Annotated in this window: 23 protein-coding genes and 1 pseudogene; 6 read left to right on the forward strand and 18 right to left on the reverse strand. The window is 72.3% G+C overall.

What is annotated here, in order from left to right:
- Positions 1 to 88: 88 nt before the first annotated feature.
- From ASF23_RS07765 to hemE, 13 genes are all read right to left on the reverse strand, one after another.
- Positions 89 to 844, reverse strand: a complete 756-nt coding sequence (locus ASF23_RS07765; RefSeq protein ID WP_235510817.1) for a response regulator — start codon at positions 842 to 844, stop codon at positions 89 to 91.
- A complete protein-coding gene (locus ASF23_RS07770; protein ID WP_055951292.1) occupies positions 841 to 2184 on the reverse strand; it encodes a sensor histidine kinase in 1344 nt (447 codons plus the stop codon). The genes ASF23_RS07765 and ASF23_RS07770 overlap by 4 nt, the downstream gene beginning before the upstream one ends.
- Before the next feature lie 455 nt (positions 2185 to 2639).
- Positions 2640 to 3983, reverse strand: a complete 1344-nt coding sequence (gene hemL, locus ASF23_RS07775) for a glutamate-1-semialdehyde 2,1-aminomutase (protein ID WP_055951295.1) — start codon at positions 3981 to 3983, stop codon at positions 2640 to 2642.
- A complete protein-coding gene (hemB, locus tag ASF23_RS07780; RefSeq protein WP_156364349.1) occupies positions 3980 to 5035 on the reverse strand; it encodes a porphobilinogen synthase in 1056 nt (351 codons plus the stop codon). The genes hemL and hemB overlap by 4 nt, the downstream gene beginning before the upstream one ends.
- Before the next feature lie 2 nt (positions 5036 to 5037).
- The gene (locus ASF23_RS07785; protein WP_055951299.1) at positions 5038 to 5793 is read right to left on the reverse strand and encodes a uroporphyrinogen-III synthase; all 756 of its coding nucleotides are present in this window, start codon (positions 5791 to 5793) and stop codon (positions 5038 to 5040) included.
- Positions 5790 to 6809 (reverse strand): hydroxymethylbilane synthase, encoded by a 1020-nt coding sequence (hemC, locus tag ASF23_RS07790; protein ID WP_442855015.1) that lies wholly within the window; start codon positions 6807 to 6809, stop codon positions 5790 to 5792. The genes ASF23_RS07785 and hemC overlap by 4 nt, the downstream gene beginning before the upstream one ends.
- On the reverse strand, positions 6806 to 8041 hold the full coding sequence (locus ASF23_RS07795) for a ferrochelatase (RefSeq protein ID WP_055951303.1): 1236 nt from the start codon (positions 8039 to 8041) through the stop codon (positions 6806 to 6808). The genes hemC and ASF23_RS07795 overlap by 4 nt, the downstream gene beginning before the upstream one ends.
- Positions 8041 to 8826 (reverse strand): hydrogen peroxide-dependent heme synthase, encoded by a 786-nt coding sequence (gene hemQ, locus ASF23_RS07800; protein WP_055951306.1) that lies wholly within the window; start codon positions 8824 to 8826, stop codon positions 8041 to 8043. The genes ASF23_RS07795 and hemQ overlap by 1 nt, the downstream gene beginning before the upstream one ends.
- 69 nt (positions 8827 to 8895) lie before the next feature.
- Positions 8896 to 9147, reverse strand: coding sequence for a hypothetical protein (locus tag ASF23_RS07805; protein WP_055951309.1), 252 nt, complete (start codon positions 9145 to 9147; stop codon positions 8896 to 8898).
- The gene (locus tag ASF23_RS07810) at positions 9147 to 9671 is read right to left on the reverse strand and encodes a phage holin family protein (RefSeq protein ID WP_082473912.1); all 525 of its coding nucleotides are present in this window, start codon (positions 9669 to 9671) and stop codon (positions 9147 to 9149) included. The genes ASF23_RS07805 and ASF23_RS07810 overlap by 1 nt, the downstream gene beginning before the upstream one ends.
- Positions 9671 to 9916, reverse strand: coding sequence for a hypothetical protein (locus ASF23_RS07815; protein WP_055951312.1), 246 nt, complete (start codon positions 9914 to 9916; stop codon positions 9671 to 9673). The genes ASF23_RS07810 and ASF23_RS07815 overlap by 1 nt, the downstream gene beginning before the upstream one ends.
- 101 nt (positions 9917 to 10017) lie before the next feature.
- Entirely contained in the window at positions 10018 to 11376 is a 1359-nt protein-coding gene (locus ASF23_RS07820; RefSeq protein WP_055951315.1) for a protoporphyrinogen/coproporphyrinogen oxidase, read from the reverse strand.
- Entirely contained in the window at positions 11373 to 12494 is a 1122-nt protein-coding gene (gene hemE / locus ASF23_RS07825; RefSeq protein ID WP_055951318.1) for a uroporphyrinogen decarboxylase, read from the reverse strand. Before hemE ends, ASF23_RS07820 begins: the two co-directional genes overlap by 4 nt.
- A gap of 98 nt (positions 12495 to 12592) precedes the next feature.
- Here hemE and ASF23_RS07830 point away from each other — a divergent pair, with 98 nt between their 5' ends.
- Together ASF23_RS07830 and ASF23_RS07835 are read left to right on the forward strand one after the other, a co-directional pair.
- Positions 12593 to 13885: a glutamyl-tRNA reductase gene (locus ASF23_RS07830; RefSeq protein ID WP_055951321.1), complete on the forward strand. Its 1293-nt coding sequence runs from the start codon at positions 12593 to 12595 to the stop codon at positions 13883 to 13885.
- 11 nt (positions 13886 to 13896) lie between these two features.
- Entirely contained in the window at positions 13897 to 14397 is a 501-nt protein-coding gene (locus tag ASF23_RS07835; protein WP_082473913.1) for an NUDIX hydrolase, read from the forward strand.
- Between the two features lie 115 nt (positions 14398 to 14512).
- On the opposite strand, the gene ASF23_RS07840 is transcribed toward ASF23_RS07835, so the two are convergent.
- Positions 14513 to 14809: a hypothetical protein gene (locus ASF23_RS07840; RefSeq protein WP_055951324.1), complete on the reverse strand. Its 297-nt coding sequence runs from the start codon at positions 14807 to 14809 to the stop codon at positions 14513 to 14515.
- A 177-nt stretch (positions 14810 to 14986) separates the two neighbouring features.
- Here ASF23_RS07840 and ASF23_RS07845 point away from each other — a divergent pair, with 177 nt between their 5' ends.
- Entirely contained in the window at positions 14987 to 15655 is a 669-nt protein-coding gene (locus ASF23_RS07845) for a DUF4232 domain-containing protein (RefSeq protein ID WP_055951327.1), read from the forward strand.
- A 13-nt stretch (positions 15656 to 15668) separates the two neighbouring features.
- On the opposite strand, the gene ASF23_RS07850 is transcribed toward ASF23_RS07845, so the two are convergent.
- Complete coding sequence (locus ASF23_RS07850; protein WP_055951330.1) at positions 15669 to 16520, reverse strand: LysR family transcriptional regulator; 852 nt, start codon at positions 16518 to 16520, stop codon at positions 15669 to 15671.
- A 91-nt stretch (positions 16521 to 16611) separates the two neighbouring features.
- On the opposite strand from ASF23_RS07850, the pseudogene ASF23_RS07855 reads away from it, so the two are divergent.
- Positions 16612 to 17484, forward strand: a pseudogene (locus ASF23_RS07855) (DMT family transporter); the annotation flags it as partial.
- Positions 17485 to 17640: 156 nt separating this feature from the next.
- On the opposite strand, the gene ASF23_RS17800 reads toward ASF23_RS07855, so the two are convergent.
- A complete protein-coding gene (locus tag ASF23_RS17800) occupies positions 17641 to 18546 on the reverse strand; it encodes a serine hydrolase (RefSeq protein ID WP_082473914.1) in 906 nt (301 codons plus the stop codon).
- Entirely contained in the window at positions 18546 to 20531 is a 1986-nt protein-coding gene (locus ASF23_RS07865; protein ID WP_055951335.1) for a M13 family metallopeptidase, read from the reverse strand. The genes ASF23_RS17800 and ASF23_RS07865 overlap by 1 nt, the downstream gene beginning before the upstream one ends.
- A 128-nt stretch (positions 20532 to 20659) precedes the next feature.
- Between ASF23_RS07865 and ASF23_RS07870 the strand changes: the two genes are divergently transcribed.
- Together ASF23_RS07870 and ASF23_RS07875 are read left to right on the forward strand one after the other, a co-directional pair.
- A complete protein-coding gene (locus tag ASF23_RS07870) occupies positions 20660 to 22030 on the forward strand; it encodes a uracil-xanthine permease family protein (protein ID WP_082473915.1) in 1371 nt (456 codons plus the stop codon).
- Between the two features lie 4 nt (positions 22031 to 22034).
- Positions 22035 to 23459 carry an MATE family efflux transporter gene (locus ASF23_RS07875; RefSeq protein ID WP_082473916.1) on the forward strand — a complete coding sequence of 475 codons (1425 nt, stop codon included), beginning with the start codon at positions 22035 to 22037 and terminating at the stop codon, positions 23457 to 23459.
- A gap of 69 nt (positions 23460 to 23528) precedes the next feature.
- On the opposite strand, the gene ASF23_RS07880 is transcribed toward ASF23_RS07875, so the two are convergent.
- Positions 23529 to 24719, reverse strand: a complete 1191-nt coding sequence (locus tag ASF23_RS07880; RefSeq protein ID WP_055951338.1) for a substrate-binding domain-containing protein — start codon at positions 24717 to 24719, stop codon at positions 23529 to 23531.
- Between the last annotated feature and the right edge of the window lie 18 nt (positions 24720 to 24737).

The raw sequence follows: 24737 nt of genomic DNA on the forward strand, positions 1-24737 counted from the left end.
GTGATCCTCCCGGATCGAGATGTCCGGGACCGTCCCGGTGGGGCAACTCTCGCGCGGCGACGGCAGCGGCGTCGATCGGACCTTGGTACTAGTACCCGCCGCGGTGGTCGCGTGCCCAGAGTGCTGCGCTCGTCCGGTCCTGCACGCCGATGCGTCGGAACACCGCCCCGACGTGGGCCTTCACGGTGCGCTCGCGGATCCCGAGCCGCACGCCGATCTGCTTGTTCGGCAGGCCCTCGGCGAGGAGCCCCAGGACCTCGCGCTCCCGCTCGGTCATCGCCGGGACCTCACCCCTGGGCTCGATCGCCGCCGTACGCGTGGGCTCGACGGTCGCCGTGTCCCCGGGCTCGACGGTCGCCGTGCCCGTGGGCTCGACCCGCATCGTGCTGGCGCGCCCACCCGGCTCGGGCAGGAGCGCCCGCGCCGCCCGGGGGTCGAGCGGCACACCCCCTGCCGCGGCCGCCCGGACCCCGTCGAGCACCGTCTGCGGGTCGGCGTCCTTCAGCAGGTACCCGACGGCACCGGCGTCGAGCGCGGCACGCACCCGTTCCGGATCGTGCAGCGAGGTCAGGACGACGACCGCCGACGCCGTGGCGTCCGCATGCACACGCCTGGTCGCCTCGACCCCGCTGATCCCCGGCATCGAGAGGTCCATGAGCACCACGTCCGGACGGAGCTCCCGGGCGAGCGCGACGGCCTCCTCGCCGGAGGACGCCTGCCCGACGACCGACACGTCCGCCGTCGCGCCGAGCAGTCCCGCGAGGCCCGTCCGGACGAGCGGGTGGTCGTCCGCCACGAGGACCGTGATCACCCGCGCGTCTCGATCCCCGTGCACGCCGGTCACGGCGCCCACCGCAGTCGCCACGCCGTGCCGCCGCCCGGCCGGCTCCTGACGTCGAGCACGGCACCGGATGCGCCGACGGTGTCCCGCAGGACGCGGAGACCGAAGTGCCCGGTCGGCGGGCTCGCGAGCATCGTCGGGACGTCGAACCCGACGCCGTCGTCGGACACCTCGGCGATCGCGGCACCGCCGTCGCGGACCACGCGGACGTCCACGCTGGTCGCGCGGGCATGTCGCGCGACGTTCCGGAGCGCCTCCTGGACGACGCGGAAGACGAGCTGCTGCTGGGCCTCGGTCCGGATCGTCGACTCGTCGACCGCGACACGGACGTCGACCCCGTGCGACCGGAGGAGCGCGGTCGCGTCGTCGAGTGCTGCGGTGAGGCCGGCGCGCGCGAGGCTCGACGGGTAGATGTCGACGAGCAGTGTGCGGAGCGCCGCGATCGATGCGCGCACCGTGCCGCCCGCCGCCCCGAGCTCGGTCCGGACCGGCTCGTCGACCCGCGACAGTGCCCCCGTGAGGACGAACGAGGTCCCCGCGAGGTCCTGCACGACGCCGTCGTGGAGCCCGGCGGCGATGCGTCGTCGCTCGGTGTCCGACGCCTCGAGCGCGTGTGTCAACAGCTCCGTCCGCTCGGCACGGCCGCGTCGGAGCAGCACCGCGAGGCGGATCACCAGCGGGGCGAGCAGGAGCGCGAGGAGCAGCACGCTGCCGATCGTGACGGCCCCGAAGCCCCGGCGGAGCGAGGCGGCGCGCTCCCCGACGACGTCGTAGCGGAAGTACTCCTCGAAGAGCACGGTCGTCCCACCGGGCGTGGTCACCGGCCGGTACGCCTCGAGCAGGCGCCCGAACGCCCGCTCGTGCACGTTCTCGGGCTCGTCCACATCGGTGGGTTCGGCCTGGACGACGGTGCCGGCGAGGGCCTCACGCTCGTCCTCGTCGAGCTCGAAGCGCTGCCCGATGAGTCGCTCCTCGTCGGAGAAGACGATCGTGCCGTCCGCGTCCCAGATCTTGACGCGGACCGCGCCGTTCCGGAGCACGGACTTCCGCACGACCTCCTCGAGCTCTGTCCGGGCGGCGGGGTCGCCGTCGAGGAGGGCGTCCGTCACGAGCGGCGCGACGACCCCGACCCCGGTGATGTCGGCGATGCGCGCGGCGTCCGAGACGGCGTCGCTCTCGGCCAGCCGTTCGGCCGCGGCGTTCCCGAGGAGCACCACGGCGACGATCGCGGCCACCGCCGCCAGTCCGACCCAGACGAACACCCGGCGTCGGACACCCGATCCTGCCGCGCGTCCGCCGACGTTCGTCCCCGTGGCGACGCGCACCCACCCGTCGCGGTCCATGCCCCCATTGTCCCGGGGTCGCGCCCGACGGTCATCCCCCAGTCCGAGATGCGTCGCGCCCCGGTGGGGAGGGAACCGGAACCGGAACCGGACGGGAGGCGCGGGTCGGGAACAGGACCGGACGCGGACGGGAGGCGCGGGTCGGCCTGGGACCGTCCCTCCAGTCCGTCGCCCGCTCCCGTGCGCACCGCGCGCCGCACCACTTCCGGCGCATGGCACCACTCTCGGCGCACCACACCACCGTTCGCGGGCGGTGCCATGCGCGGGAGGTGGTGCCATGCGCGGGAACTGGTGCCATGCGCGACGAGTGTTGGCACCGCTCTTGGCGCACCACACCACCGTTCGCGGGCGGTGCCATGCGCCGGAACTGGTGCGATGCGCCGGAAGTGGTGCGATGCGCGGGAACTGGTGCCATGCGCGTCGGGTGCGGCCACGCGCTCGGGGTACGGCTCCCGCTACGGGGTCGCGGCGGCCGCAGCCCGTGCGGCGGCGGGCAGGGCATCCAGCACCCTGGACACCGCGCGTTCGTCATGCGCCGCCGTGACGAACCACGCCTCGAACACGCTCGGCGGCAGGGTCACACCCGCGTCGAGCATGGCGTGGAAGAACGGCGGGTAGCGCCAGCTGTCCTGCGCACGCACGTCGTCGTAGTTCCGGGGCGCCGACGCGGTGAACGCGAACGAGAACAGGTTCCCGGCGCGCTGCACGGAATGGGCGACACCCTCCGCCGACAGGGCCTCGGAGACCGCGGTCGAGATGGTGTCCGCCGTGCGGTTCAGGTGTGCGTACACACCGGCGTCGGCGGCCCGGAGCGTCGCGATCCCCGCGGCGACGGCGAGCGGGTTCCCGGAGAGCGTGCCCGCCTGGTAGACCGGCCCGAGCGGAGCGAGGTAGTCCATCACCTCACGGCGACCACCGAGCGCGGCGAGCGGCATACCGCCCCCGATGACCTTGCCGTAGGTGATGATGTCGGGCTTCCACCCCCGGCCGTCGGGGACGATCTGCGACGCCTCGAGGCCCCACCAGCCGGCCGGCCCGACGCGGAACCCGGTGAGGACCTCGTCGACGATGAGCAGCGCGCCGTGCGACTGCGTGATCTGCGCGAGCGCCCGGTTGTAGCCGCGCGACGGCGGGACGACACCCATGTTCGCGGCGGCGGCCTCGACGATCACCGCGGCGATGCGCTCGGAGTGCTCGTCGAAGGCCTTCCGCACCGCGTCGAGGTCGTTGTAGGGCAGCACGAGGGTCTGGGCCGCGGTCTCCGCCGTGATCCCCGCGGATCCGGGCAGTGCCAGGGTGGCGACCCCGGACCCGGCCTCGGCGAGGAGCGAGTCGGAGTGGCCGTGGTAGTGCCCGGCGAACTTCACGAGGAGGTCCCGACCGGTGTACCCGCGGGCCAGGCGGATCGCGGTCATCGTCGCCTCGGTGCCGGTGGACACCATGCGGATCTTCTCGATCGGGCCGTCACCGTCGACACTCACCCGGTGTCGGACGAGCTCGGCGAGCTCGGTCTCCCCCGGGGTGGACGCGCCGAAGGAGAGCCCGCGGGCGGCGGCCTCCTGCACGGCCTGCACCGTCCCCGGGTGGGCGTGGCCGAGGATCGCCGGACCCCACGACGCGACGAGGTCGACGTACTCGCGACCCTCGGCGTCGATGACGTGCGGGCCCTTCGCCGACACCAGGAACCGCGGGGTGCCCCCGACGGACCCGTACGCGCGGACCGGGGAGTTCACGCCGCCGGGGATGGAGTTCTTGGACCTGCGGAACAGGTCGTCGTTGGTCGCCGTCACACCGCTCATCGTGCACCCCCGGCCTGACCGCCCGACGCGCCACTGGTGCTCGCCGCGGGCCCGCCGCCGAGCCTGCGGGCGATGTCCACCGCGAAGTAGGTCAGGATCGCGTCGGCGCCGGCACGCTTGATCCCGACGAGGCTCTCCATCGAGGCGGCCTCCAGGTCGATCCACCCGTTCTGGGCGGCCGCGTGGATCATCGAGTACTCGCCGGAGATCTGGTAGGCCCAGACCGGGACCGGGGAGATGTCCTTCGTCCGGGTGAGCACGTCGAGGTAGCTCATCGCGGGCTTCACCATGACGACGTCGGCACCCTCGTCGATGTCGAGCTCCACCTCGCGGAGCCCGTCGCGCCCGTTGCCCGAGTCGATCTGGTAGGTTCGACGATCCCCGACGAGCGAGGACGACACGGCCTCGCGGAAGGGGCCGTAGAACGCCGAGGCGTACTTCGCCGCGTAGGCGAGGAGAGCCGTCCCCGTGAACCCGGCCATGTCGAGCGCGTCACGGGCGGCCCTGATCTGGCCGTCCATCATGCCGCTCATGCAGATCAGCTCCGCACCGGCCTCGGCCTGCGCGACCGCCATGTCGCGGTACCGCACGAGGGTGGCGTCGTTGTCGACCGAGCCGTCGGCCGCGAGCACCCCGCAGTGCCCGTGGTCGGTGAACTCGTCGAGGCACAGGTCGCTCTGCACGACGAGGGCGTCGCCGACCTCCTCGCGGGCGACGCGGATCGCGACGTTGAGGATGCCGTCCGGGTCGGTCGCACCGGAGCCCTGCGCGTCCTTCTGCTCCGGGACGCCGAACAGGTTGACGCCGCCGATGCCGGCCTCGGCACCCTCGACGAGCGCTCGGCGGAACGAGTCGAGCGAGTGCTGGACGACCCCGGGCATCGACGCGATCGGCACGGCCTCGGGCGCGCCCTCGCGGATGAACATCGGGAGCACGAGCTCCGAGGGGTGGAGGCGCGTCTCGGCGACCAGACGGCGCATGGCCGGGGTGGCACGGAGACGGCGGGGACGGACCTGCGGGAAGCGTCCGACGGATGCTGGGGAGACGGGCACGGTCACCTTTCCGGTGTGGGGTGGTTCGGGGATGTCTGGAGGTCGGCGACGACGGCGTCGAGGAGTGCGGGGACGGACCGCGACGGGCTGGTGACGTGGACCGGCAGTCCGAGGGCACCGGCGGCACTCGCGGTGCCCGGGCCGATGCAGGCGACGCGGGTGCGAGGGTCGAGCGGCCGCATCCGGAGCGCGATCGCCGAGGCGACGCTCCCACTCGTGACGAGGATCGCGTCCGGCGGTGGATCGAGCACGATCGGCGCCGTGCCCGTCCCCACGGTACGGTACGCGGCCACGTCCCACAGGGCGATCCCGCGGTCCCGGAGTCCCGTCATCAGGTGCACCGTCGCGATCTCCGAACAGGGGAACAGCACCGTGCCGTCCGTCTCCGGGAACTCGGCGGCGAGACCGCGCGCCGACTCGTCGGTCGGGACGAAGTCCACCGGCCATCCGGCCGCGAGGCACGCTGCTGCCGTCTCGCGTCCGACGGCGGCCACCCTGACACCGGCCGGGAGGCTCGGCACGAGTCCGCCGATGACCCTCGCCGCCGTCGCACTGGTCACCGCGATCCAGGCGAACTCGCCCCGCGCGAGCGCGGCGAGCGCAGCCGTCAACGGCGCCGGGTCCGCGGGCGGTGCGGTGGTGATGAGCGGGATCGTGACCGGCTCGAGACCGCGAGCACGGGCCTCCCGTCCGATCCGTTCCGCCCACTCGCCGCCGCGCGGCAGGACCACGGTGGGGCGTCGGGCGGTGTCCGTCACGGCCCCTGGCGTGCAGAGCTCGCGATGTCGGCGAGGTCCGCCGCACCCTGGTCGAGCAGTTCCCGGGCGACGCGCTCGGCGACCTCGCGGGCCTCGGCGAGACGCGGTGCGGCCGGCCCGGGCTCGAGGTGTGCACCGTGCGACGCGGACCGGTACTCGGTGCCGTCCGGCCGGTAGACCGTCGCGGTGACGAGGAGCAGCTCGGCATCGATCACGGCGGTGGCCCCGATCGGCGCGGAGCACCCGGCCTCGAGTGTCGCGAGCACCTGCCGCTCCGCAGTGACCGTGAGTCGGGACTCGGCGTGCTCGATCCCCCGGAGCCCGCGGTCGAGCGCGGCGTCGCCGTGACCCTCGCGGACCTCGATCGCGAGCGCACCCTGACCCGGTGCCGTCGGCCAGAACCCGAGGCCGATGAGGTCGGTGGCGTCGGCGAGCCGGTCGAGCCGTCCGAGACCCGCCGCGGAGAGCATGACGGCGTCGAGGTCGATCCCGACGCGGCCGAGGCGCGTGTCGATGTTGCCGCGGATGTCCACGATCTCGAGGTCGGGGCGGCGGGCGTGGAGCTGGGCCGCGCGGCGCGGTGAGCCGGTGCCGACCCTGGCACCCTCCGGGAGGGTCTCGAGGGTCAGGCCGTCACGGGCGCAGAGGGCATCGCGGGCGTCCGCCCGCTTCGGGACCGCACCGATCGTGAGGCCCGGGTAGGCCGCCGTCGGCAGGTCCTTGAGCGAGTGCACCAGGACGTCGACCTCGCCGGCCACCAGCGCTTCACGCAGGGCCGACGCGAACACACCGGTACCGCCGATCGTCGCCAGGGACTCCTTCGAGCGATCGCCCTCGGTCTTGACCGTGACGAGCTCGACCGGACGCCCGGCGGCCTTGCCGATCCGCGCCGCCGCCTGCTGGGACTGTGCGAGCGCGAGCGCGCTGCCGCGTGTCCCGACGCGGATCGGGGCCGGACCGGTGCCGGGTGCTGCGCCCTCGGTGGGCTGGGTGCTCGTCGGGGTACCGCCGGTCACGGCTGCAGTCCGGCGACCGCCGGCTTGAAGCCCGCGCGGATGTTCTCGCAGCATCCGGGGCGGCAGACGTCGTACCAGGGTCCGAGGTCGGTGAGGTGCGGTCTCTCCTCGACCGGGGTGGCGTCCCGACGCTCGAGCACCAGGTCGACGAGACCGGTGACGTACGCGGGGTCGACTCCAGGGGTCGGGGTGCGGGTCGACCAGAAGCCGAGCTCGCCGGCGGTCTCGGTCGCCTCTTCGTCGAGGTCCCACATGACCTCCATGTGGTCGCTCACGAAGCCGAGCGGGACGATGACGACGGCGCGGGTCGGGCCGCCCTCGAGCTCGTGCAGGTAGTCGTTGATGTCGGGCTCGAGCCAGGGCTGCGTCGGCGGGCCGGAGCGGGACTGGTACACGAGCTTCCACGGCGGCAGCGCGGAACCGGCGAACGCGGCACCGAGGGGTGTGTCGAGGAACTCCGCCCACGCGGTGTCGAGCACGACCTGCCCGACCGCGGCGTGCTGCGCAGCGTACGCGCCGTGCTCGTCGAACCCACGCGCGGCCGGCCCGGAACGCTCCGCGTCGGTCGACGGGATCGAGTGCGTCGAGAAGAGGATGTGCAGCTCGGTCGCGACGTCGAGGCCCTCGTTCGCCACGACGGCCTCGGCGATGGCGTTGCGGACACCGTCGACGAACGGTCGGACGAAGCCCGGGTGGTCGAAGAACTGCCGCACCTTGTCGATGAAGACCGTGCCCTGGAGCCCGGTCGACTCGAGCACCCGCGCGAAGTCCTCGCGGTACTGCCGGCAACCGGAGAACGAGCTGTAGGCACTCGTGGCGATCGCGAGGAGCTTGGCGTACCCCTTGTCGGCGGCCTCCTGCACGGCTTCTTCGAGGTAGGGGTCCCAGTTCCGGTTGCCCCAGAGCACCGGGAGGTCGATCCCGCGCGAAGCCAGCTCAGCCTCGAGCGCTGCCTTGAGCGCGCGGTTCTGCGCGTTGATCGGGCTGACGCCGCCGAAGTGCCGGTAGTGGTGGGCGACCTCCTCGAGCCGCTCGTCCGGGATGCCGCGACCGCGGGTGACGTTGCGGAGGAACGGGATGACGTCGTCCTGGCCCTCCGGCCCGCCGAAGCCGGCGAGGAGGATCGCGTCGTACGCGGTCGGCTCGGTGACGTGCTCGGGACCGTCGGCCGCGGCGGGGGTGGCGGCCATGACGAGCTGGCCATTCGAGATGTGACTGGTGTCTGCGCTCATCAGGCGAGGACCTCCGGGAGTTCGGCGGTGGTGACACGGCGACCCGTGTAGAACGGCACTTCTTCACGGACGTGGAGCCGTGCTTCGGTGGCGCGGAGATCGCGCATGAGGTCGACCAGGTCGACGAGCTCCGGCGACTCGAGCGGCAGGATCCACTCGTAGTCGCTGAGCGCGAACGTCGCGATCGTGTTGGTGAGCACGCGGCGGTACTTGGCGCCGTTGATGCCGTGGTCGCGGAGCATCGTGCTCCGCTCGTCCTCTGGCAGCAGGTACCACTCGTACGACCGGACGAACGGGTAGACCGTGATCCAGGCCTCCGGGTCCTTGCCGCGGAGGAAGGCCGGCGTGTGCCGCTTGTTGAACTCTGCCTCGCGGTGCATCGCCATCACGTGCCAGACCGGCTCGGCGTCGGCGAACAGGACCGTCCGGCGGATCCGGCGGAGCACCGACTGGATCGTCTGCGCGTCGTCGCCGTGCAGCCAGATCATCACGTCGGCATCGGCACGGAAGCCGGAGACGTCGTAGAAGCCCCGGACCGTGACACCCTGCTCGGCACCGGCGGAGACCGCGGCGTCGAGCTCGGCGACGGCGTCAGGACCGGCCTCGGCGACCGACCCGACCGGCCGACGGAACACGGCCCACAGCGCGAACGCGGTCATCAGGTTCGGGTCGATGCCCGATGCCGGATCGATCGACGACGCGGCATCGGAGCCGTGACCAGCGGTGGTGGAGTGGTGCGTTGGGGTGTGCTCGCTGCTCGAGGGAGCAGGCACGGCGGTACTCATGGATCCATCGTCCTTCTGTCGGGAACTCGAACCGGCACCGTTGCCGTCAGCAGTGCCCGGACGACGCGCCTAGCGGCGCCGGATCACCATCACGACGATACCCCCGATGGCCAGGGCACCCCCTGCGAACGCTGCCAGGTAGGGCACCGGACGCTGTTCGACGCCCCGCTTGACGCGCGATGCGGCGATCCCGATCTGCTTGGGCAGGTTGAGCTTGTCCTCGATCGCGTCGAGGGTGTCGAAGAGCTGGGCCCTGGTGGCGGCGACGCGGTCGGTCAGCCCGTCGAAGTCCGGGGTGCCCTGCGCCGGGTCGTTCGCCATCAGAAGGTCCCACTCACGTCGGGGCGGTGATCAGAGTGCTGTGTCGGGGGCGTCGGCTTCTTGCCCATCCCGCGCACGGCGTTGACGTCGTTCTTGACGCTGGCGATGGTGCGCTCCGGCAGCGGCGGGAAGCCCTTCTTGAACCGCTTCCATCCGAGCAACCCGATGATGCCCGCGATGACGAGCAGCAGCACGGCGACGATGAGGGCAGCGAGCCAGCCGGGGAGGACGGTCGCGAGACCGAGGACCGCTGCGGTCAGGAAGACGCCGATCGCGTAGAACACGATGACGAGCGCGACGATCAGGAACGCGGCAGCGAACGCGAAGATCTTGACCTTGCCGAGCACCTCGGCCTTGAGCAGCGACAGTTCGCCCTTGACGAGGTCCTTGACGAGCCCGGGGACGTCGCCGACGAGGCCGAAGAGCGACCGCTTGCGGTCACCGGTGCGTCCGTCGGTCGTCGGTCGACCAGATGTCGGACGGTCGGTCGCCGGACGAGCGGTCGTCGGACGCTCGGTCGTCATCAGGCGTCCTTCTTGGGGCCTGCCTTGCGGACGACCTTCTTGGTGGTCTCGCCGATGAACTCGGCGACGTCGGGGGTACGGTCCGCGATGAAGTCGGACGCGGTGTGCACCTGCTTCTGGACGCCCTTGCTGTTCCAGACCCGGCTCGACGCCGACTTGATCTGCTCGTAGCGTGCGCGTCCGGCCCTGGCGCCCAGGACGTACCCGACTGCCGCACCGGCGACGAAGATCAGTCTTCCTGCCATGGAGGTCCTCCTGGAGATGTCATGCGCCGGACGGAATGTGTCGGCGATCGGGGAAAAGGTGACTCGGACAACAGTAGCCCTCGCTGCTCCGGCTCGACCGGTCACGCGCCCAGGATCGCCGCCGCGCGCGATCGGGCCGCCGCGACGATGCCGGCGATCCCCCGTCCGCTCGAGGCCTCGCCGACCCCGACGACCCCGTCGGCGAGCGCGGCGGGCTCGGAGTCCGGGCCGTGCCAGCGCACCCGGGCGGCGCCGACCACCTGCGACGCGGTCAGCGGCACCCCGAGCATGGCCGCGGCGTCGGCGGCAGCGGCCACGGCCGAGGGGCTGTCCGGACCGACGACGGCGCTCCGACCGACACCCGACGCGGCCGCACCGTCCTGCGGGCCGATGGCGTAGCTGAGGCGGATGACGTGCCTCCCGTCCGTCCGCTCGGCGAGCCACGGCCACTTGACGGTCGCGTGCGTGAGCGCCTTGGCGCCGACGCCCTGCGCGTCCGGGTGCACGAGCATGCCGGTCCCCCTGGGGGCCGCGTCGAGCTCGGGCTGGTCCACGACGAGCGTGACGAGCTCGATCCCCGTGCGCCTGGCCGGTGCGGTCCTCGTCGGGTCCGCGACCCCCGCGACCATGTGGTCCGCCTCGATGCGCTCCACCTCGCCGCCCCCGTGCCCGTCCTCGGCCCCGCCCCTGTCCCCGACCGGCTGGACGTCGACACCGTGCTGGTCGATCCGGACGGCGCGGGTCCGGAGCCGCACGTCGACACGGTAGGTGTCGAGGTCCGCGACGAGCTCGCGCACGAGCCGGGCGATCCCGCCCCGGATGCCCCCGACCGCCGACCCGGCCGGGACCGCTGCGCGCTGCGCGACGACGGCCGACGCCAGCGACCCGGTGCGGAGCAGGGCAGCACGGAGACCGGGCGCGACGCGGTCGAGCTCGAGGTCGTCCGGGTGCGTGGAGTGGACACCGGCGACGATCGGCAGCACCAGCTGCTCGAGGACCCCGGCCCCCATCCGCTTGCGGACGAGTTCGCCGAGCGTGACGGCGGCGGCTCCGACCGGTGCGGGGATGAGCGAGTCCATCTGTGCTCGGAGACCGGCCGCCGTGCCGATCACCGCGAGCACGTCCGCCGCCATCGGGGTGCTCGGGATGCCGAGGAGTCCGGCCGCCGGGAGCGGTGCCGTCCGACGGTCGCGCGTCATGAGCCACGCACCGCGGGGATCGGGGAGACACAGCTCGTTGCCGAGGCCGAGTTCGATGGCGAGCGCCGCGACGATGTCCCCGCGGGTCGCGAACGAGTCGGCGGCCAGGTCGAGGTCGAGTCCGGCGACGGAGTGCGTCCGGAGCATCCCGCCGAGTTCGTCCTCCGCTTCGACGAGCACGACGTCGGCGCCGCCCTTCGCGAGGTCCCTGGCGACGACGAGCCCGCCGAGCCCGCCCCCCACGACGACGACGCGACTCACTCCGCGGCCTCGGACGCCCCGCTCCCGAGCGAGTGCACGAGCTCCACGACACGGGTCAGCACGGTCGGGTCGGTCTCGGGCGGGACGCCGTGCCCGAGGTTCACCACGTGCGCCCGCGCCGCACCACCGCGGGCCACCACGTCGCGGACGTGCGCCTCGAGCACGGGCCACGGCGCCGAGAGCATGGCGGGGTCGATGTTGCCCTGCAGCGTGTGCTCGGTCCCGACACGGCGCACGGCGTCGTCGAGCGGGATCCGCCAGTCGACACCGACCGCGTCGACGTCGAGTGGGCTGTCCCCGTTGCCGGCCATGTCGGCGAGGACCTCGGCGCTCCCGACCCCGAAGTGGATGCGGGGGACGCCGGTCGCGCGGACGTGGTCGAGCGCCCGTGCCGAGTGCGGAGCCACGCGGGCCAGGTAGTCCGCGCGCGACAGCGACCCCACCCACGAGTCGAACAGCTGGACCGCGGAGGCCCCGGCGAGCACCTGGGCCCGCAGGAAGGCCCCCGAGACGTCGGCCGCCCACGTGAGGAGGCGGTCCCAGACCTCCGGCTCCGCGTGCATCAGCGTCCGTGCCCGGATGTGGTCCTTGCTCGGGCCACCCTCGACCAGGTACGCGGCGAGGGTGAACGGCGCACCGGCGAACCCGATGAGCGGCGTCGTGCCGAGTTCCGCGACGGTGCGTGCGACGGCGTCCTGGATCGGCGAGAGGGCCGACGGGTCGAGCGGCTCCAGACGGTCGACGTCGGCGGCGGAGCGGATCGGGCTGCCGAGCACCGGACCCCTGCCGGGCACGATGTCGACGTCGACGCCCGCGAGCTTGATGGGCACGACGATGTCACTGAAGAAGATGCCGGCGTCCACCCCGTGGCGGCGGACCGGCTGCAGGGTGATCTCGGACGCCATCGCCGGGTCGAGGCAGGCGTCGAGCATCGCCGTCCCGATCCGCAGCTCGCGGTACTCGGGGAGCGATCGACCGGCCTGGCGCATGAACCAGACGGGCAGCTGCTCCGGTCGGTCCCCGCGGAGCGCTCGGACGAGCGGTGAGTTCGCGGTGGCACCCGAGGCGAGCGGGTGCGCCGGGGGCAGGGCGAGGGTGGCGTCGGTCACGGCGTCGATTCTCGCATCCGCGCCCGTGCCGGACCTTGCGGAGTCCTCAGCTCCATCGGTCGGATGCTCGGAGGGGAACGTCGGCGGGCGGGTTTACCATGGATTACGTGCTCATCTGTCTCACGGCGTCGCATCAGAACGCCAGCTTCGATCTCCTGGAGCGACTGAGCATCGGTGCACCCGGCGCGGCCGGCGGCCTCGTCACCGGTTCCGACATCCTCGACGGTGCCGTGGTCCTCGCGACCTGCAACCGGTTCGAGGCGTACCTCGACGTGACCGGCGACACGGACCAGGCAGTCGCGGCGACGATCGACGCCGTGAGCACCGCCAGCGACGTCCCGCCGTCCGAGCTCTCCACCTCCGTGCGCGTCCTCGGTGGCGGGGACGTCGTCGAGCACCTGTTCGCCGTGTCGAGCGGGCTCGAGTCCGTCGTCGTCGGCGAGACCGAGATCTCCGGGCAGGTCCGTCGCGCCCTCGAGGACGCCAGGACCCGCGGCACCACAACCTCCGACCTGGAGCGCCTGTTCCAGGAGGCCGCGCACACCTCTCGCGGCGTCAAGACCCGGACCCAGATCGGGGCGGCCGGACGTTCCCTCGTCCGCCTGTCGCTCGAGCTCGCAGCGTCGCGGGTCACCGACTGGGCAGGCACCAGGGTCCTCCTCGTCGGCACCGGCCGCTACGCCGCGACGACCGTGGCGGCGCTCCGCGACCGAGGCGCCGTGGACATCACCGTCTTCTCCCCCTCCGGCCGGGCGGTCCCGTTCGCCGCCAAGCACGACCTCACTGCGACCACCGACCTCCGCACGACCATCGGCGCCTCGGACATCGTCATCACGTGCACGTCGAGTGAGGTGCCCGTGATCAGCGCCGACGACCTCGCGGACGGCTCGCGGCGTCTGGTGATCGACCTCGGGCTCCCGCGGAACGTGGACCCCGCGGCATCATCGGTCGACGGTGTCGAGCTCCTGGACCTCGAGACGATCAGCCTCCATGCGCCGCTCGCCGAGCTCAACGCCGAGACGGAGGCCCGCGCGATCGTCGACGACGCCGTGAGCCGGTTCCACGCCGCCGGGCTCGAGCAGTCGGTCACGCCGGCGCTCGTCGCCCTCCGTGGCCACGTGTTCGACCTGCTCGACGCCGAGATCGAGCGCGCTCGGGGCCGTGGTGACTCGTCCGAGCGCACCGAGCAGGCGCTCCGACACCTGGCCGGCGTGCTCCTGCACGGTCCGTCGGTCCGCGCCCGCGAGCTCGGCCGGAGCGGTCGGGCCGACGAGTTCGTCGCCGCGATCGACGCCATGTACGGCATCCGTCCGGAGACCGCCCCCGCGGCCGCACCGATCGTCCCGCTCGCCGACCGCGCGGTCCACGGTCGTCGCGACGGTGCCGCGGACGCCTCCTGACGCACGATCGGATGCCGAGCGACATCACGCCGCCGGCCGATGACGCGACGCCGGCCGATGATGCGGCGCTGGCCGATGATGCGGCGCGGACCATCCTGGTCAGCGGCCTCCTGCTCGTCCGGGACCGACGCGTCCTGATGGTCCGGAGCCGTGGCCGCGACGTCCTCTACCTGCCGGGCGGCAAGCGGGAGCGCGGCGAGACCGCGGTCGACGCGGTCGTCCGGGAGGCCCGTGAGGAGACCGCGATCCGACTGACGCCCGCCGACGTGGTCGCGTTCGGCACCGTGACGGAGCTCGCGCACGACCAGGCGCCCGGCACCGTGGTGCGGATGGACCTCTTCCTGGTCCGACCGGATGCGGACAGGGAGGGCGGCACCGTGCACGGTCAGGAGCCGGTCGCGTCCGCCGAGGTGGACTCGACCGCATGGGTCACGTCGGCGGATGCGAGCCGGTGTCCACCGGCCGGTGTGGAGACGCTCCGCCTGCTGGTCGCCGCGGGACTCGTGGACTGAGCAGGCCGGACCGGCGGGGCGGACGGCTGCGTGCCTCCAGTGCGTCGGTGATGCGCCCGCGGCGCGTCCGCGCCCTCTGTGCGTCAGGAAGTGTGGTCGTCAGGACCTTCGGTCGTCAGGACCTTCCGTCGTCCGGGATGTCGGAGTCGGTGAACGTGCCGACCGTCTCGTCCGGCCTCGGCTCGGCCTCGCCCGGGATGTCGGAGTCCTCGTAGGATCCCTCGCCCTCGCGAGGGGCGCTGTCCTCGGCCGTCTCGCCCGGGATGTCGCTGCCGGTGAACTCGCCGACGGGCTCGCGGGACTCCGCGCGCTCCTCGCCGGGGATGTCCGAGTCGACGAACTCGCCGCTCGACGACGTCATGCCGTCCATGCGCGCGCCGTCGCCGCGTGCCTGTTCGTGCTTGCCAGCCATGGGGTCCACCCTCCGGGTCGCGCGGGGTCGTCGTCGACACCGCATCGAGACCAGTGTGCCCCGGTGCGGTCGTCGACGCGCGAGCGGGGTCATCCCTCCGAGTGACTTCGGAGGGGACTCGGCTGCGATTCGGTAAAGATCATCCCCGATGCATCGCAGTCGTGATTGCCTGATGTCATGGCTCACAGCAAGCAACAGGTCCTCGCACTCGTCGTCGCCGGGGTGGCGATCCTCGGCACGCTCACCGCCTGCGCCGGTGGCGGGAGCAGCGACGATCCCACCGCGACGGTCACCGCGACCGCGACGAAGACGACCACCGCGACGGCGAGCCCGAGCACCGGCGGGGACTCGAGCGCCAGTCCGAGCGCCTCGTCGACCGATGCGGCCGGCGGGGACACCGGAGGGGGCACCCAGGCCGGGACGCGATGCGCCGTCGAGCAGCTGCGCGGCGGGACCGCGGCCGGCGGGGGCGGTGCTGCGGGGAGCGTCGAGATCACCCTGACGTTCACGAACACCGGCTCGACCGACTGCACGCTGCAGGGCTGGCCGGGAGTGTCGTTCGTCGGAGGCGGCAACGGGACCCAGATCGGCTCCCCGGCGACCCTCGACCGGTCCGCGGCGCACGACGCCCAGACGCTCGCACCAGGCGGGGTCGTCTCCGTGCCGCTCAAGATCGTCCAGGCCGGGAACTTCTCGAACGCGGAGTGCTCGCCGCGCGACGCGGACGGCTTCCGCGTCTACCCCCCGGGTTCGAAGACGGCGATGTTCATCGCTGCGACGGGGTACGTCGCGTGCAACGACACGTCGGTGTCGCTCCTGAGCGTGGGGGCGGTGACCGCGGGCTGAGGCCCGGCCGTCGTCAGGTGGCGGCGGCGACGAGCGCACTCGCGAGCGGGTGCCACGGACGCCCCGACGGCCCTGTGAGCACGAGGGTCCGCTCGAGATGGGTCGTCACGGGCATCATCACGAGCTGGTCCGACAGCATCACCCTGCCGAGGGTCGGCACGATCGCGACCCCCTCTCCGCGCTCGATCATCCCGAACACCGTGCCCATGTCACGCACCCGATGTGCGTAGGTGAACGGCATCCCGGCGAGCTCGTGCATCCGCTCGATCTGACGCTCGCAACCACCGCCGCCGGCGACGAGTCCGTCGTCGTGGAGGTCCTGGAGCGTGAGCGCCTCGGTCCCGGCGAGCGGATGGTCGGACCGGACCACGGCCGCCATCTCGTCCCGGGCCACCACGACGCCGCCGTCGGGTACCGCAACCGGGTCGACGAGGATCGCGACGTCCACCGTGCCGCTCTCGAGCCACTCGGGCATCTCGTCGTCGTCGCCCTCGTAGACCTGCACGTCGACGTCCGGCAACCGTGTCGCCCAGACCGACCGGAGTCTCGGGAGCAGGCCCTGGCACACCGTCGGTACGGCCGCGAGTCGCACGGTGCCGCGCGCCGAGGCGGGCCGCACCGATGCCTCCAGCGCGTCGACGGAGGCGAGCACGCTGCGGGCGTGACCGAGCAGGACGTCGCCGAGCGGTGTCGCGACCGCGAGGCCGCGACGTTCGATGACCGGGCCGCCAACCTCGCGTTCGAGTCCGGCGACCGCGTGCGACACCGCGGACTGTCCGACGCCGAGGTCCGCTGCGGCCAGCGTGAACGAGCCGCGGTCGACGGTCGCGACGAGGGCGCGGAGCTGGGCGATGGTGATGCTCACGAGACCCCTTCATGGCTGCATGCGTGTCGTTCATGTGGGGATGAGCGTGATGCGTTTGCCTCATGCCCGCGGACGGTCCGACACTAGCGTCATGAACGGCACCCGTCCACGGCCACACGACCTCGTCGCGTTCGTGTTGCTCGCGCTGACCTGGGGCTCGAGCTTCCTGTTCATGAAGGTCGCGCTCGTCGGGCTGTCCTCGCAGCAGGTCGCCACCACCCGCATCGTGCTCGGCGCGGTGACGCTCGTCACGATCCTGCTCGTCACCCGGCGACGGTGGCCGCGGGAACCACGACTCTGGGGGCACATGCTCGTGGTCGCGACGTTCATGAACGCGGTTCCGTTCAGCCTCGTGGCCTGGGCAGAGCAGACCGTGCCGAGTGGCCTCGCGAGCATCTACAACGCCACCACGCCGATCATGACGCTCCTGGCACTGCCGCTCATCGTGCCGTCCGACCGCATCCAGCGCCGACAGCTCGTCGGCATCGGCGTCGGGATCGCCGGCGTGCTCGTGCTCGTGGGACCGTGGGACGTGCTCGGCGACACCGGCGTGCTGACGACGCTGCCCGGGCAGCTCGCGCTCGTCGGGATGACCGCCTGCTACGGCTTCGCGACCGCGTACCTCCGCCGGTTCGTCGCCGGGAGCGGGCACGACGCACCGACCCTGTCGGCGGTGCAGCTGACGCTCGCTGCGGGACTGATGCTCGTGGTCGCCCCGTTCGCCGCCCGCGGTCCGGTGGATCTGGACTGGAGGATCGTGGCTGCGATGCTCGCGCTCGGTTGCGTCGGGACCGGGGTCGCGTTCATCTGGAACACGCGGCTCGTGCAGGCGTGGGGTGCTGCGCGGTCGTCCACCGTGACGTACCTGACGCCCGTCGTCGGGGTCGCGCTCGGCGTGGCGGTGCTCGGGGAGCACGTGCGATGGAACGAACCGGTCGGCGGGGCGGTGGTCCTCGTCGGGATCGCGCTGGCGTCGGGGGTGTTGCGTCGGCGGCGGGCTGTGCGGGCGAGCGCGGGAGTGGACGCGGGAGTGGGAGCGGGCGCGGGCGCGGGCGCGGGCGCGGGGGCGGACGCGGACGCGGACGCGGGCAGCGTCGTCGCGGGCGTGCACGGTGCCGCGTCAGGCGTGGACGGCGTCCAGGATGTCGGCGCCCATCGCGCGAAGCGCATCGATCACCGCGAGCCGCTGGTGCATGGTCGCGTCGTCGAAGGAGACCGACACCGCGTAGCTGACGGACCGTTCCGGCCCACGGAGCACCCCGGTCTCGCTCCGGACGCCGGGACCCGAACCCGTGACCGCGACGGACTGGAGCCCGTGGTCGAGGGCTCGATGCGCCAGCGGATCCAACCCGAAGGCTCCCGCGACGAGTGACATGTCCATGCCGAGCGACAGCCAGCCGAGGACCCGGTTGCTCGTGGCATCGTCGACGACGTCCCCGAGGGCGAGTCCCCGCATCAGCCAGCTGAGCTCCCGGACCGCAGCGACCGCGGAGTCGGGGGCGTCGTCCGGTCCTCGTCGATCGCGCACCCGGTCGATCACGGCGCTGCGGTCGATGCCGAGTCCCTCGGCGCGGACCCGCACGGCGTCGATGCCGACCGTCGAGAGGAGCGCGTTCGTCGCCCAGGCATCGGCCGTCGCACCGACGAGTGTGGCGAGGTCGGAGACCTGCAGCGTCGGCTCCTGCAGGAACTGCCAGAGCCCGGGACCGGTCGCGGTGTCGCGCGCCATGCGCTGGAGGCGGTCACCGTGCAGCGCACCCTCTTCGAGTTGCGCCGCGACCTCGATGAGCAGCAGCAGGCGCCCGACCCCGGCGACCGGCAGCACCACGCGGTCGTCGATCGCGAGCACGGCGTGCCCGGTCGACGTGTCCACCACCGACGCGCTGACCTTCGCCCCGTCGTACGCCAGCGCGCCGAGCGCCTCGACGGTGCCCGAGAAGGCATCGTCGAGACCGCCGCGATGACGACCGGCGGCACGCGAGACCGCTCGCTGTCGTCGTCGCGGAGATGCGTCGGGTTCGGTCATCACCAGATGGTGACTCGCTGCGCCGGGTCCAGCCAGAGGGCGTCCTTCTCGGTGACGTCGAACGTGGCGTAGAACTCGTCGATGTTGCGGACGATCTGGTTGCACCGGAACTCGTTCGGCGAGTGCGGGTCGATCGACAGGAGCCGCGAGGCCTCCTCCGGACGGATCGCCATCTGCCACGCCTGTGCCCAGCTCAGGAAGAACCGCTCGGCGCCGCTCAGCCCGTCGATCACCGGCGGCTCCTGGCCGTCGAGCGAGATCAGGTACGCCTTCCAGGCGATCGCGAGCCCACCGAGGTCACCGATGTTCTCGCCGATGGTGAGTGCACCGTTGACGTGGTCGTCCGGGGTCTCGGTCGGGACCAGCGCGTCGTACTGCGCGATGAGCGCCTTGGTCCGCTCCTCGAACGCCGCGCGGTCCGCCTCGGTCCACCAGTCCTGCAGGCGGCCGTCACCGTCGTACTGCGAGCCCTGGTCGTCGAACCCGTGGCCGATCTCGTGGCCGATGACCGCACCGATCGCGCCGTAGTTCGCGGCCGCGTCGCGCGTGGCGTCGAAGAACGGGGACTGCAGGATCGCCGCGGGGAACACGATCTCGTTGAACCCTGGGTTGTAGTACGCGTTGATCGTCTGCGGGGTCATGAACCATTCGTCGCGGTCGATCGGCGACCCGATCTTGCCGAGCTCGCGATCGACCTCGAACGACGCCACGGCCCGGACGTTCCCGAGGAGGTCGTCGGGTCGCAGCTGCAGCTTCGAGTAGTCACGCCAGACGTCCGGGTAGCCGATCTTCGGCGTGAACTTCGACAGCTTGTCGAGGGCGCGCTCGCGGGTCTCGTCGGTCATCCAGTCGAGCCCGGAGATGCTCTGACGGTAGGCCTCGACGAGGTTCGCGACCAGGTCGTCCATCGCCGCCTTCGATGACTCATCGAAGTGGTCCTGCACGTAGATGCGGCCGATCGCCTCGCCGAGGGCGCCCTGCGCGAGCGAGACACCGCGCTTCCAGCGGTCGCGCTGCTTCGGGGCGCCGGTGAGGGCCGTGCCGTAGAACGAGAAGTTCGTGGCCGAGAACGCGCTCGTCAGGTAGGCGGCCGACGACCGGATGACCTGCCAGCGCAGCCAGTCCTTCCAGGCGTCGAGCGGCTGGCTCGTGAGCTGCTCGGCGAGTCCGGTGAGGAAGTCCGGCTCGCGGACGACCACGGTGTCGAAGGCCCCGGCCGGAGCGTCGATGGCGGCGACCCAGGTCGCGAGGTCGACCCCAGGTGCGAGTGCAGCGGCATCCGCCCACGGCATGCGGTTGTAGGTCTTCTGGCTGTCCCGGGTCGTGACGTTGTCCCAGTGGGCCGCGGCGAGTGCCGTCTCGAGCGTGATCACGTGCTCGGTCCGGACGGCGTTCTCGGTGAACCCGGCGAGCGGGAACATCGCGGCGACGAACTCGCGGTACTTGTCGCGGATGTCCGCGAACCGTTCTTCGCGGTAGTACGACTCGTCGGGGAGCCCGAGCCCGGACTGCTCGAGGAACACGACGTAGGACTCCGGGTCACCCGGGTCGTTGTCGACGAAGAGCTGGATGAAGCCCGAGACGCCGAGCCGCTCGAACCGACCGGCCATCGTCAGCACCTGGCCGAGGTCGGTGATCGAGTCGATCTCGCCGAGGAGGGGGTCGATGGGCCCGCTGCCGACGTTCTCGAGCGTGGTCTCGTCCATGAAGCTCGCGTAGACGTCACCGATCTTCCGGGCCTCGGTGCCCTGGTCGGCCTCCTGCGAGCGCAGGATGATGTCGCGGACAGCCTCTTCCGCAGCCTCGGCCAGGATCGTGAACGACCCGTACCGCGCCTTGTCGTCCGGGATCTCCGTCGAGCGGATCCACGAGCCGTTGACGTGCCGGTACAGGTCGTCCTGCGGGCGCACCGTGGCGTCGAGTTCGTCGGTGTGGATGCCGGAGGTGAGGGTCGTTCCCGGGGTGGGGCCAGCGTCGGTCGTCATGCGGACAACGATAGCCACCGGGTGCGACGGAATGCCGGGAGGGCCGGGTCGCCTGTGCAGAACGCGTCCTGTCCACAGGTGGCCGGTCCGGGACACTGCGGAGCCGCGTCCGTCGATAGGGTTCCGGCATGGCACTCGGGTGGAAACTGCACGGCGACGGCAGGACGGTCTCGGCATCGGCGATCGTGCTGCCCGAGGAACGACTCAGCTGGGGGCGCACCGTCGGCCTCGGCATCCAGCACGTCGTCGCGATGTTCGGCGCGACGTTCCTGGTGCCGCTGATCACGGGCTTCCCGCCCTCGACGACCCTGCTCTTCAGCGGCGTCGGCACGCTGCTCTTCCTGCTCATCACGAAGAACCGCCTGCCGAGCTACCTCGGGTCCTCCTTCGCCTTCCTGGCACCGATCGCGGCGGCGACCAAGATCGGCGGGATCCCGCTCGCGCTCTCCGGGATCATCGTGGTCGGCGGGTTGCTCGCGATCGTCGGTCTGATCGTCGGGCTCGCGGGGTCCCGGTGGATCGACGTCCTCATGCCCCCGGTCGTCAGCGGGGCGATCGTCGCACTGATCGGCTTCAACCTCGCGCCGACCGCCAAGGACAACTTCCTGAAGCAGCCCGTCATCGCGCTCATCACCCTCGCGGCGATCGTGCTCACCACCGTGGTGTTCCGGGGCATGATCGGCCGGCTGTCGATCGTGGTCGGCGTCGTCGTCGGGTACCTCGCGGCGATCATCGGCGGCGGTGTCGACTTCTCCGCCGTCGGCAAGGCGGCCTGGGTCGGACTGCCGACGTTCACCCTCCCGGCCTTCGACGGCGGTCAGCTGGCCGTCTACCTCGGGTTCCTGCCGGTCGTGCTCGCGCTCATCGCGGAGAACGTCGGACACGTCAAGGGCGTCGGGCAGCTCACCGGGCGTGACCTGACACCGCTCACCGGTCGCGCCCTGTTCGCCGACGGCATCTCGACCGTGCTGGCCGGCATCGGTGGCGGATCCGCGACGACGACCTACGGCGAGAACATCGGGGTGATGGCGGCCACGCGCGTGTTCTCGACCGCGGCGTACTGGGTCGCGGGCATCGCGGCGATCCTCCTCGGGCTCTCCCCGAAGATCGGCGCCGTCATCTCGACGATCCCGGCTGGGGTCCTCGGCGGTGCCACGACGGCGCTCTACGGGCTGATCGGCGTGATCGGCATCCGGATCTGGGTCGAGAACCGCGTCGACTTCGCCAAGCCGAAGAACCAGCTCACGGCGGGCATCGCCCTCATCATGGGGATCGCCGACTTCACGTTCGGGTTCGGCGGCGCGACGTTCGGCGGCATCATCATCGGCACCGTGGCGGCCATCGTCGTCTACCACCTCATGGACCTCATCGGACGGGCACGCGGCACCGAGGGCGGCGTCGTGCCGCACGGGGTGCAGCACGGCTCGGACCCGGCCGGGGACGCACCCCGCGACCGCGTCGGGCCGGAGGGCGCCGGGCGCGACCGCGTCGCCGACTGAGGCGATGTCGGCCACCCCACCCGATCCTCCAGTCCGAAGCGGCGGGCGAACGCGCGGCGAGCGCGCACCCGTCGACGGAGCGCCATCACGACCACGGCGCTGGCTCGGCCTGTCGCCCGTCGACCGTGACATCGTGCGACTCGCGCTGCCGGCGCTCGGCGCGCTCGTCGTCGAACCGCTCTTCCTGCTCACCGACACCGCGCTCGTCGGACACCTCGGCGCGACGTCGCTCGCGGCCGTCGGGGTGGCGGCGGCGATCCTCCAGACCGTCACCGGGCTGCTCGTGTTCCTGGCGTACTCGACGACCCCGGCGGTCGCTCGGGCGCTCGGCGGAGGCGATCGACGCGGTGCGGTGCACGCCGGTCTCGACGGCATGTGGCTCGCACTCGGGCTCGGGATCGTCCTCGCGCTCGTCGGATGGCCGCTCACCCGCCCGCTCGTCGAGCTGTTCGGCGCTGCACCGGAGGTGTCCGACGCGGCGAGCGCCTACCTCCTCGTGTCGCTCCTCGGTCTGCCGGGCATCCTCGTCGTGATGGCGTCGACGGGACTCCTCCGCGGACTGCAGGACACCAGGACACCCCTCGTCGTCGCGAGCGTCGGCTTCGTGACGAACGGGCTCCTCAACGCACTGTTCATCTACGGACTCGGGATGGGCATCGAGGGTTCCGCGGCCGGCACCGTCGTCGTGCAGTGGGCCATGGCCGGGGTCTACGTCGTCATCGCCGTCCGCGCGGCACGGGCGACGGGCGCACCGCTCGCGCCGGGGCTCTCCGGGGTCGGACGGGCGCTCCGGAGCGGTGCGTGGCTGTTCCTCCGGACGGCGTCGCTCCGGATCGCGATGCTCGGCACCGTCGGGGTCGCGGCTGGCCTCGGCATCGCTCCGCTCGCGACGACGCAGGTCGCCCTGACGGTGTTCTCGACCCTCGCGTTCGCCCTCGACGCACTGGCGATCGCGGGGCAGGCGCTCATCGGGCACGCGCTCGGGGCACGGGATCCCGACCGTGTGCGGCTGGTGACGACGCGGCTCGTGGTGCTCGGGGTCGCCGGCGGCATCGGGCTCGGTCTGCTGACGCTCGCGGTGAGCGGGGTGCTCGGTCCGGTGTTCTCGAACGACGACCGCGTCCTGGACCTCCTGCCGACGGTGCTCGTGGTCATCGCGGCCGGGCTGCCGATCGCGGGGTACGTGTTCGTGCTCGACGGTGTGCTCATCGGAGCGGGTGACGCCCGGTACCTGGCGATCGCCGGCGGGATCAACCTCGTCGTGTACCTGCCGTTGCTGTGGCTCGTGAGCACCGGCTCGGACCGGACGAGCTCGCTCGTGATGCTGTGGGCCGTGTTCTCGTTCGGGTACATCGGGATCCGGGCGGTGACCCTCGGCCTCCGGGCGCACCGACGAGGGTGGATCGCGGCGGCGGTCGCCCGGGGCTGAGGCGGCGCGCTCCTCCGCAAGACACCACCTTGGCCGGATCGCGCAGGGAAATACCCCTGCGCGATCCGGTCAACCTGGTGTTTCGCGGGTGGACTGCGGCGGGGACTGCGGCGGGCCGGCCGTGTCGCCGATCTGGAGCTCGCTGTGGAAGGACGCGGCCTCGGGCTCGGCGCCCTCGAGCATCGCCAGCGCCGCACGTGCCGCCGCCCGGCCCTTCTGCACGGCGGGCTGCACGAGCGTGGTCAGCGTCCTGATCGGGGCGCGGTGGAGCAGGCTGTCGTCGATGCGGATGCCGTCGAACCCGACGACGCTGACGTCCTCGGGCACCCGGAGTCCCACCTCGAGGGCCGCGGAGATGACCCCGACGGCGAGCAGGTCGCTCTGCGCGACGACCGCGGTCGGCCGACGAGCAGCACCGGCACCGGGACCGGCACCGGCACCGGCACCGGCACCGGCACCGGCCGCATCATCGCGCCCCCCTCCGGCACCGAACAGGGCCGCACCCGCGAGCCGTCCCTCCTCCACCGTGCTGCCGCCCGTGGCGATGATGCCCGCGTCCGGGAACACCGCTCGCACCCCGCGGATCCGCTCGGTCGTCGTGAACGCGGTCGATGCGGCCTCCTGCGCAGGGGTCACCGGGCCGCGCGTCCGGTCGGCGTCGAGCGGGAGCGCCACGATCGTCGCCGTGTCGTGCCCGAGGTCCCGGAGGTACGCCGCCGCACGTCGGGAGGCATCGCAGTTGTCGAGCTGGATCGGCACCGCGCCGTCGATGCCGTCGGCCTCGATCGCCACGACCGGGATCCGTCGCCGCCGGAGGACCGCCACCGCGGCGTCGATCCGGACGTTGCACCCGATGAGGATCACGGCGTCCATGGGAGCGTCGACGAGGGGTCCGAAGCCCTCCGCACCGTCGAGCGGACTCCGCACGAGCAGCAGTGACGCCCCGGCCGCTCCGGCGACCTCGGCGATGCCGTCGAGCGTCGAGATGTTCACCGGGTCCCGGAAGGCGTCACTGAGGCGCTCGTCGAGCACGACCCCGAGGACCCCGGACCGCCCGCGTCGGAGGGACCGTGCCCGGGGATCGGGACCGTCGTAGCCGAGTTCCGCGGCGATGGCGAGGACCCGTTCCTTCGTCTCCTCCGCGACCGGACCCGCACCGCTGAAGGCGAGCGAGGCCGTCGAGGGTGCGACGCCGGCCGCACGCGCCACGGAGGCGAGGGTCGGTCGCCGGTCCCTCGTGTCGCTTGCCGCATCGTCCATGGGTCGTTAGCGTAGTCA

The organism is Curtobacterium sp. Leaf261 (genome assembly GCF_001422205.1).
Taxonomy (GTDB): Bacteria; Actinomycetota; Actinomycetes; order Actinomycetales; family Microbacteriaceae; genus Curtobacterium.